This window comes from Kitasatospora sp. NPDC087861, from assembly GCF_044742585.1.
In the GTDB taxonomy this organism is placed as follows: domain Bacteria; phylum Actinomycetota; class Actinomycetes; order Streptomycetales; family Streptomycetaceae; genus Kitasatospora.
Map to the genome: position 1 here is coordinate 1 of NZ_JBIUUS010000078.1, position 10,380 is coordinate 10,380.

Consider the following 10,380-nt stretch of genomic DNA (forward strand, 5'->3'; position numbering starts at 1 on the left):
CACACCCAGGCCGCCGCCGGCGCCGCCGGCATCATCAAGATGATCCTCGCCATGCAGCACGGGATCCTCCCGCGCACCCTCCACGTCGACGAGCCCACCCCCCACGTCGACTGGGCCGCGGGCGCCGTCTCGCTGCTCACCGAACAGCAACCCTGGCCGGCCCACGACCGCCCCCGCCGCGCAGGTGTCTCCTCCTTCGGCATCAGCGGCACCAACGCCCACGTCATCCTCGAACAACCGCCTCAGGCCGAGATCACCGCACCGGAACGGAACGCACCTGCCCTCGTGCCGTGGCTGCTCTCCGGCCGGGACGAGCGGGCGGTGCGGGCGCAAGCGGCGCGGCTGGCCGAGCGCCTCGACGACGACGGCTCGGCGCTGGACGTCGCGTACTCCCTCGCCACCACCCGCAGCGCCCTCGAACACCGGGCGGTCGTCGTGGCAACGGATCCGGCCGACCGGGCGCAGGCGCTGCACGCACTCGCCCGGGGCGAAGCACACCCGGCGGTCGTCACCGGCCGGGGCGACAAGGGAACCCTGGCCATGGTGTTCTCCGGCCAGGGCAGCCAACGCCTCGGCATGGGCCGCGAGCTCTACGACACCTACCCCGTCTACGCCGACGCCTTCGACGCGGTGTGCGCGGCGATCGAACTGCCCCACCCACTACGCGACATCGTCTTCGGTGACGACGAAACCCTCCTCAACCAGACCCAGTACACCCAGCCCGCCCTGTTCGCGTTGCAGGTCGCCCTCTACCGCCTCTGGGAACACTGGGGCATCACCCCCGACGTCGTCACCGGCCACTCCATCGGCGAAATAGCCGCCGCCCACATCACCGGCATCCTCACCCTCACCGACGCCGCCACCCTCATCACCCACCGCGCCCGCCTCATGCAAGCCCTACCCCAAGGCGGCGCCATGGTCGCCATCACCACCACCGAAGACGACATCCGCCCCCACCTCCACGGCCACGAACACCACGTCGGCATCGCCGCCATCAACAGCCCCACCTCCCTCGTCCTATCCGGCGACCACACCGCCCTCACCGGCATCGTCGACAAACTCCCCGCACACCGCACCACCTGGCTCCGCGTCTCCCACGCCTTCCACTCCCCCCTCATGGAACCCGCCCTCGACGAACTCCGCGCCGTCATCAGCCAGCTGACCCTCTCCCCACCCGCCATCCCCCTCATCTCCACCCTCACCGGCCAACCCATCGACCACACCGACCCCGAACACTGGATCCGCCACGCCCGCCACACCGTCCGCTTCGCCGACGCCATCACCCACACCCAAGCCGACACCTACCTCGAAATCGGCCCCAGCGCCTCCCTCACCCCCCACCTCCCCACCAACACCATCGCCTCACTCAACCCCAAACACAGCGACACCCACGCCCTCACCACCACCCTCGCCCACCTCACCGCCCACGGCGCAAACCCCCACTGGGACCACTACTTCACCAACACCGGCGCACAACGCACCCCCCTCCCCACCTACCCCTTCCACGGCAAGCGGTACTGGCCCGACGCTTCGGCCCCGCGCCACGGCGGAGGCCGGTCCGAACACCCGCTGCTCACGTCGAGCATGGATCTGGCGCACAGCAGTGGTGTGCTGCTCACCGGGAGCCTCTCCGTCGCCTCCCATCCGTGGCTGGCCGACCACGTCGTCGCGGGTGCGATCGTCTTCCCCGGCACGGCGTTCGTGGAGCTCGTGCTGCACGCCGCGCAACGGTCCGGGCGGCGCGGTTTCGAGGAACTCACGCTGGAGAGTCCGCTGGTTCTTCCCACCGAGGGCTCCGTGGACCTCCAGGTCGCGGTGGGCGATCCGGGCGCTGACGGCAAGCGGGCCGTGACGGTGCATTCCCGGCCCGACGCGGACGCCCCGTGGCAGTTGCACGCCACCGGCGCCATCGGCGACGAACAGCCCGCGGAGCCCTCGTGGTCTCTGACCGCCTGGCCCCCGCCGGGAGCGAGCGCGCTGTCCGTGTCGGACGTCTACGCCGAGTTCGCGGCCGCCGGGCTCGACTACGGCCCGTTCTTCCAGGGGCTGCGCGCGGCCTGGCGGGTCGGCGAGGACGTGGCGGTGGAGGTGGAACTGCCGGAGGGTGAGGATCGGGACTCCGGTCTCGGTGTGCACCCGGCGCTGCTGGACTCGGTCCTGCACGGAGTCGGCGTCGATCGGATGTTCGGCGCCGACGGACACGCACGGCTGCCGTTCTCCTGGGCAGGCGTGACCGTGCACGTCCACGGCGCGACCCGGCTGAGGGCCGTGCTGTCGCCGTTGCGCGAGGATGCGATCGCGCTGCTCATCGCCGACGGCACGGGCCGACCGGTCGCGGAGGTCGAGCGCCTCACGATGCGCAGGATCTCCGCTGCGCAGTTCACCGACGGCCGTCAGTCGATCTTCGGACAGGCCTGGCTCCCCCGAGAACTCCCCAGCACCTCCACGGAGTTCACCGTGCTCGGTGCGGAGGACGAGACGCCGGATGCCACGCACACCCTCCTGCGGGTGGGCAACGGCGACGGTCTCGACCCCGAGGACGCGCTGGAGACGGCCGCGGGCGTGCTGGAGACGCTGCGGTCCCACACCCAGGACCGCATCCTCGTGGTCGTGACCTCCCACGCGGTCGCCGTGGACACCGACCCCGCACCGGCGGGCGCGGCCGTGTGGGGGCTGGTACGTGCCGCGCAGGCGGAACAGCCGGGCCGCATCGTGCTGGTGGACCTCGACGAGGACGAGCGGTCATGGCAAGCGCTTCCCCACGCGCTGTCCGGCGGCGAGGCGGAATTCGCGCTGCGCCAGGGGGAGATGCGGGTCCCCCGGCTCGTCCCCGCGCCCACCGGATCGGCCGCTGCCCCGGATTGGGCGGCGAGCACCGTCCTGATCACCGGGGCCGCCGGTACACTCGGCGCTCTCGTCGCCCACCACCTGGTCCGCTCCCACGGCGTGACCGATCTCGTGCTGGTCAGCCGGCACGGCGACGCGCCGGAACCGGAGGGTGCCGAGGTCACCCAGCTGGCCTGCGATCTCACCGACCGCGCGCAGATCGCCGCGGCGCTGGCCGCGGTGCCCGCCGACCGTCCGCTCGCCGTCGTCCACTGCGCCGGCACCATCGACGACGCGATCCTGGCGCGGCAGACTCCCGGGCATCTGCGGCGCGTGTTCGGGCCGAAGGCGACCGCGGCATGGCACCTGCACGAACTCACCCGGGACCGCGACGTCACGGCGTTCATCCTGTTCTCCTCCGCCGCGGCCACCCTCGGCTCCCCCGGCCAGGCCAACTACGCCGCCGCCAACGCCTACCTGGACGCCCTCGCCCACCACCGCACCACCACCGGACACCCCACCACCAGCCTCGCCTGGGGACCGTGGACGGCCGGCATGGCGGCCACCGTCGGCGAGGCGGACCGCCGACGGCTGTCCGGGACCGGCCTCGCGCCGATCGACGAGGCGACGGGACGGGCCTTGTTCGACGCGTCGGCCGCGACCGGCGGCCCGGTCCTGTTCCCGATGCCGGTGAACCGGACGGCGCTTCGCCGCCGCGCCGCCGACGCCGCGCTGCCTCCCGTGCTGCGCGACCTGGTGCCGGCCCCGGCCCGGGCGACGACGGCGAGCGTCTCGACGCGGCCGCTGGCCGACGTCCTGCGCGACCTGCCGCCGAACGAACAGCGGGACCGGATCGCGCAGCTGGTTCTCAGCCGTACCGCGGCCGTCGCGGGGCACGATTCGGGCGAGGCGATCTCGATGGACCGGCCGTTCACCGAGCACGGATTCGACTCGTTGATGGCCGTGGAGCTGCGCGGTGCGCTCGACGCAGCCACTGGTCTGCGGCTGCCCGCGACGTTGGTCTTCGACCACCCGACGCCCGCGGCGCTGTGCGAGTACCTGCTGTCCCTGCTCGGTCCGGGCCGGTCCGCAGAACCGGAGGCGATCTTCGCCGAGATCGACCGGCTGGAGGTGAATCTCGGGCGGGTCGGTCAGCGGCACGCGGCGCAGGTGCGCAGTCGGCTCCGGTCGCTGCTCAACGCCTGGGAGAACGCCGACAAGGACGACCGGGACGACGGTGCCGCCGAGCTGACGGCGGCGGACCTGGAAGACATGTTCGACATCATCGACGACGAGCTGGGCTTGTCCTGATGGGATTGGCGTGACGTGAACGACGATAGGACGCTCCAGTACCTGAAGCGGCTCACCACCGAGCTGCGGGACACCCGCCAGCGGCTGCGTGCCGTGGAGGAGAGCAGTCGCGAGCCCCTTGCGGTGGTGGGCATGGCCTGCCGGTATCCGGGCGGCGTGACGACACCGGAACAGCTGTGGCAGCTGGTCGCATCCGAGCAGGACGCCATCGGCGGCTTCCCCCGCGACCGCGGCTGGGACATCGAGGGGATGCGGTCGGCGCGCCCCGGTGACGCCGGAAGCAGCAACACCCTGCAGGGCGGGTTCCTGTACGACGCGGCGGAGTTCGACGCGGAGTTCTTCGGCATCTCGCCGCGGGAAGCCGTGTCGATGGACCCGCAGCAACGGCTGCTGCTGGAGACCGCCTGGGAGGCGGTCGAGGGCGCACAGATCGATCCCGGCTCGCTGCGGGGCAGCCGCACCGGCGTGTTCGCGGGCATCATGTACCACGACTACGCCTCTCGGCTGGCGCGGATCCCGGATGTCGCGGAGGGATACCTCGGCACCGGCAACTCCGGCAGCATCCTGTCGGGCCGGATCGCCTACACGCTCGGGCTGGAGGGACCGGCGGTCACGATCGACACCGCGTGTTCCTCGTCGCTGGTGGCGCTGCACCTCGCCGCTCAGGCACTGCGGCGCGGGGAGTGCTCGCTGGCTCTGGTCGGTGGTGTGACCGTGATGGCCAGTCCGGCGCCGTTCATCGACTTCAGCAAGCAGCAGGGTCTTTCGTCGGACGGCCGGTGCAAGGCCTTCTCCGACGCCGCCGACGGCACCGGCTGGTCGGAGGGCGCCGGCATGCTGATCGTGGAGCGGCTGTCGGACGCCCAGCGCAACGGTCACACCGTCCTGGCGGTGGTGCGCGGCTCCGCGGTGAACCAGGACGGCCGCTCGAACGGCCTCACCGCCCCGAACGGTCCGTCGCAGCAGCGGGTCGTTCGCGACGCCCTCATCGACGCGGGGCTACGGCCCGACCAGGTCGACGCGGTGGAGGCGCACGGCACCGGGACCCGTCTCGGTGACCCGATCGAGGCGCAGGCGCTGCTGGCGGCCTACGGGCAGGACCGTGAACAGCCGCTCTGGCTCGGCTCCATCAAGTCCAACATCGGCCACACCCAAGCCGCCGCGGGCGTGGCCGGCGTCATCAAGATGGTGATGGCGATGCGGCACGAGGTGCTGCCCCGTACCCTGCACGTCGAGGTTCCGAGCACCGAGGTCGACTGGAGTTCCGGCGCCGTTTCCCTGCTGACCGAATCGGTCTCCTGGCCCCAGCGTGACGGGACGCGCCGGGCAGGGGTGTCGTCCTTCGGCTTCAGCGGGACGAACGCGCACGTCATCCTGGAGCAGCCGCCCGTCGCGGAGGAGCCGGAGGAGGGTGCGGGCACCGTTCCGCCCGTGGTCCCGTGGGTGCTCTCGGCGCGCGATGAGCAGGCGCTGCGTGACACGGCGTCCCGGCTCGCGGACGCCCTCACCGACGACACTTCGGAGCTGGACACCGGCTACACCCTCGCCACCACCCGCACGGTCTTCGACCACCGGGCCGTGGTGCTGGCGGGTGACGGCACGGACCGGGTCGAGGCGCTGCACGCGCTGGCCCGGGGCGAAGCACACCCGCAGGTGGTCACCGGCCGGGGTGACAGGGGGACCCTGGCCATGGTGTTCTCCGGTCAGGGCAGCCAACGCCTCGGCATGGGCCGCGAGTTGTACGACACCTACCCCGTCTACGCCGACGCCTTCGACACCGCCTGCGCCGAACTCGACCCCCACCTCCCCCAACCGCTACGCGACATCGTCTTCGGCGACGACCCCGACCTCCTCAACCAGACCCAGTACACCCAGCCCGCCCTCTTCGCGTTGCAGGTCGCCCTCTACCGACTCTGGGAACACTGGGGCATCACCCCCGACGTCGTCACCGGCCACTCCATCGGCGAAATAGCCGCCGCCCACATCGCCGGCATCCTCACCCTCACCGACGCCGCCACCCTCATCACCCACCGCGCCCGCCTCATGCAAGCCCTGCCCGAAGGCGGCGCCATGGTCGCCATCACCATCACCGAAGACGACATCCGCCCTCTCCTCCACGGCCACGAAGACCACGTCGGCATCGCCGCCATCAACAGCCCCACCTCCCTCGTCCTATCCGGTAACCACACCACCCTCACCGAAATCGTCGGCAAACTCGACGGACACCGCACCACCTGGCTCCGCGTCTCCCACGCCTTCCACTCCCCCCTCATGGAACCGATCCTCGACCAGTTCCGCGACACCATCCGCCAACTCACCTTCACCCCACCCACCATCCCCCTCATCTCCACCCTCACCGGCCAACCCATCGACCACACCGACCCCGAACACTGGATCCACCACGCCCGCCACACCGTCCGCTTCGCCGACGCCATCACCCACACCCAAGCCGACACCTACCTCGAAATCGGCCCCAGCGCCTCCCTCACCCCCCACCTCCCCACCAACACCATCGCCTCACTCAACCCCAAACACAGCGACACCCGGTCCCTCACCACCGCCCTCGCCCACCTCACCGCCCACGGCGCAAACCCCCACTGGGACCACTACTTCACCAACACCGGCGCACAACGCACCCCCCTCCCCACCTACCCCTTCCAACACACCCGCTACTGGCTCGACGGTCCCGCCCAGGAGATCGCGGCGGAGAGCGGCGCCGACACCGACTTCTGGCGCGCGGTCGAGCACGAGGATCTCGACGCGCTGGCCGCCATGCTGACGCTCGGCGATCAGGACCCCCGGCAGGTGCTGGCGCCGGCGTTGTCACTGATCTCGGACTGGCGCCGCAAGCAGAGCGAGCGGGACACCGTCGATTCGTGGCGCTACCAGGTCAGGTGGCGTCCGCTGTCGTCATCCGCTGCCGGCCCGTCGGCGGTCGACGAACGCCACCTGGTGTTCGTCCCGGCCGACGATCCCGACGACCACCTGGTCGCTGCCGTGGTCGAGGCGCTGCCCCCCGAGACCATCCGGGTACCGTGCGATGCCGGCGCGACGCGTGACTCGATCGCCGAACTGCTCGCCCGGCACAAGTCGCAGCACGTCGTGTCGCTGCTGGCGCTGGGCGGTCAGCCGACCGCGGCGACGCTGGCACTCCTGCAGGCCTGCGCGGACGTCGATATGGACGGCTCGCTGTGGTGCCTGACCTCCGGCGCGGTGTCCGTCGGACGCGCCGACCGTCTCCGTCATCCGGAGCAGGCGGCGGTGTGGGGACTCGGGCAGGTGGCGGGTCTCGAACATCCACGCTGGTGGGGTGGGCTCATCGATCTCCCGGAGCGTCTGGACGCCCGGGCTTCGGCGCGGCTCACGGCGGCCCTGACGGGCCAGGGGGACGAGGACCAGCTGGCCGTGCGCCCCTCGGGGGTGTTCGCGCGGCGGCTGACCCGCGCCGCCGGTCCGTCCGGTGAACCGACGTGGTCCACGGACGGTGCGGTGCTCGTCACCGGTGGCACCGGTGCGCTCGGCGGGCACGTCGCGCGCTGGCTGATCCGTTCCGGCGTACGCCGGGTCCTGCTCACCAGCCGCCGTGGCAGCGAGGCCCCGGGCGCCCGGGAGCTGCGCACGGAGCTGGAGGCGCTCGCGCCCGGCACCCGCGTGGACATCGAAGCCTGCGACGTCGCCGACCGGTCCGCCCTGGACCATCTGCTGAACGAGGTGGACACGCCGATCACCGCGGTCTTCCACACGGCCGGCATCGGTACGGATGCGGCACTGCAGGACACGGATGCCGCTGTCCTCGCGCAGGCGTGGCTGGGCAAGGCGGAGGGCGCGCGGAATCTCGACGACGCGTTCGCCGATGCCCCGCTGGATGCGTTCGTGCTGTTCTCCTCGGGTGCGGGGGTCTGGGGTGGTCGCGGTCAGGGCGCCTACGCCGCCGCCAACGCCTACCTGGACGCCTTGGCCCAGGCGCGTCGCGACCGCGGCCTGCACGCCCTCGCCGTCGCCTGGGGCACCTGGAGCGGCGAGGGCATGGCCGCCACGGGATCGGCCGAGGAGACGCTGCGCCGCACCGGTCTTCTGCCCATGGAACCCGCACTCGCGGTCTCGGCGCTGGCCCGGGCGCTCGGCGGCGGCGACACCACCGTGACGGTGGCGCCCATCGCGTGGGACACCTTCGCCCCGGTCCTGAGCGCGGCCCGTCGCCGTCCCCTCATCGGCGATCTCGCCGAGGCGCGGACGGCGCTGGACGGACCGGTCTCCGGCGCCCCGGGCACCGGTGAGGACGGCTGGCCGGAACGTCTGTCCGCGGCCACCGGTACCGAGCGCACCCAAGCCCTGCTCGAGCTGGTGCGCGGTGAGGTCGCCGCGACGCTCGGGCACACGTCGCGCGACGCGATCTCCCCGCAGGCGGCCTTCCGCAGCCTCGGGATCGATTCCTTGACCGCGGTGCAGTTGCGCAACCGTCTGCAGGCGGCCCTGGGTCTGTCCCTGCCCGCCACGCTGGTGTTCGACTACCCGTCGCCCGCCTCCCTGGCCGGCTATCTGAAGCGGGAGCTGCTGGGCGAGGACGGCCCCGCCGACTCGGCCGGCGAGACCGTGCGCAGCGACGACGACCCCGTGGTGATCGTCGCGATGAGCTGCCGTCTTCCCGGTGCGGCCGAGTCGCCGGAAGCGTTGTGGGACCTGGTCGCGAACGGCGGTGACGCGGTCTCCGAGTTCCCTGCCGACCGCGGCTGGGACCTCGACCGGCTCTACGACCCGGACCCGAACAAGCCGGGCACCTCGTACGCCCGGACCGGCACCTTCGTCGCGGACGCGGCGGGATTCGACGCCGGGCTGTTCGGGATCTCCCCGCGGGAGGCGCTCGCGATGGATCCGCAGCAACGACTGCTCCTGGAAACCTCGTGGGAAGCCTTCGAGCGGGCCGGCATCGCGATCGACACCATGAGGGAGAGCCGGACCGGGGTGTTCATCGGCGCCGCCACCTCGCATTACGCGGCCGGTGACGCCGGGCAGGGCTCGGAGGGCTATCTGCTCACCGGTACGGCAACGGCCGTGCTCTCGGGCCGTGTTTCCTACGCGTTCGGGTTGGAAGGGCCCGCGGTCACCGTGGACACCGCGTGCTCGTCGTCGCTGGTCGCGATGCACCTGGCGGCGCAGGCGCTGCGCAGTGGTGAGTGCTCGCTCGCGCTCGCCGGAGGTGTGACGGTGATGGCGACGCCGGCCGCGTTCGTGGAGTTCAGCCGGCAGCGGGGCCTCGCGGTCGACGGGCGGTGCAAGTCGTTCGCGGCGGCCGCGGACGGGACCGGCTGGGGCGAGGGCGTGGGTGTCCTGGTCCTGGAGCGCCTTTCCGACGCCCGGCGTCTGGGTCACCCGGTGCTGGCGGTGCTGCGCGGCTCGGCGGTGAACCAGGACGGTGCGTCCAACGGCCTCAGCGCGCCCAACGGCCCGTCCCAGCAGCGGGTGATCCGCCAGGCGCTGGCCAACGCGGGGCTGCGGCCCTCGGAGGTGGACGCCGTCGAAGCCCACGGCACCGGCACCCGCCTCGGCGACCCCATCGAGGCGCAGGCGCTGCTGGCCACCTACGGACAGGACCGCGAACAGCCGCTCTGGCTCGGCTCGGTGAAGTCCAACATCGGCCACACCCAGTCGGCTGCCGGTGTCGCGGGTGTGATCAAGATGGTCCTCGCCATGCAGCACGGGATCCTCCCGCGCACCCTCCACATCGACGAACCCACCCCCCACGTCGACTGGACCGCGGGCGCGGTCTCCCTCCTCACCGAGGACCGGCTGTGGCCGGAGCCGGCCGGTCGTCCCCGGCGTGCGGGTGTCTCCGCATTCGGGGTCAGTGGGACGAACGCGCATGTGATCCTGGAGCAGGCTCCGGTTTCCGAGTCCGTCGACGGGGGGCAGAACATCCCTCCGGTCGTGCCGTGGGTCTTCTCGGCGCGGGACGAGCAGGCACTGCGGTCCTCCGCGGGCCGGCTCGCCGAGCACGCGGTGGACGAGGCCGGTGCGCTCGACACCGGCTACTCACTCGCCACCAGCCGGGCCCTGCTCACCGAGCGAGCCGTCGTGGTCAGCCGTGATCCGCAGGCCCGCCGCCAGGCACTGCAGGCCTTCGCCGACGGCCGCACCACTCCCGACGTGATCACCGGCCGGGGCGACAAGGGAACCCTGGCCATGGTGTTCTCCGGCCAGGGCAGCCAACGCCTCGGCATGGGCCGCGAGCTCTACGACACCTAC

The 10,380-nt window shown here is 72.0% G+C and carries 2 protein-coding genes; both read left to right on the plus strand.

Annotated features, from left to right (window positions below):
* Positions 1-4,137 (plus strand): acyltransferase domain-containing protein (locus ACIOJE_RS40675; RefSeq protein ID WP_400783662.1); only part of this gene is annotated, 4,137 nt, incomplete at its 5' end.
* 15 nt (positions 4,138-4,152) lie between these two features.
* Positions 4,153-10,380: type I polyketide synthase (locus ACIOJE_RS40680; RefSeq protein WP_400783664.1), on the plus strand; the 6,228-nt coding region annotated here is incomplete at its 3' end.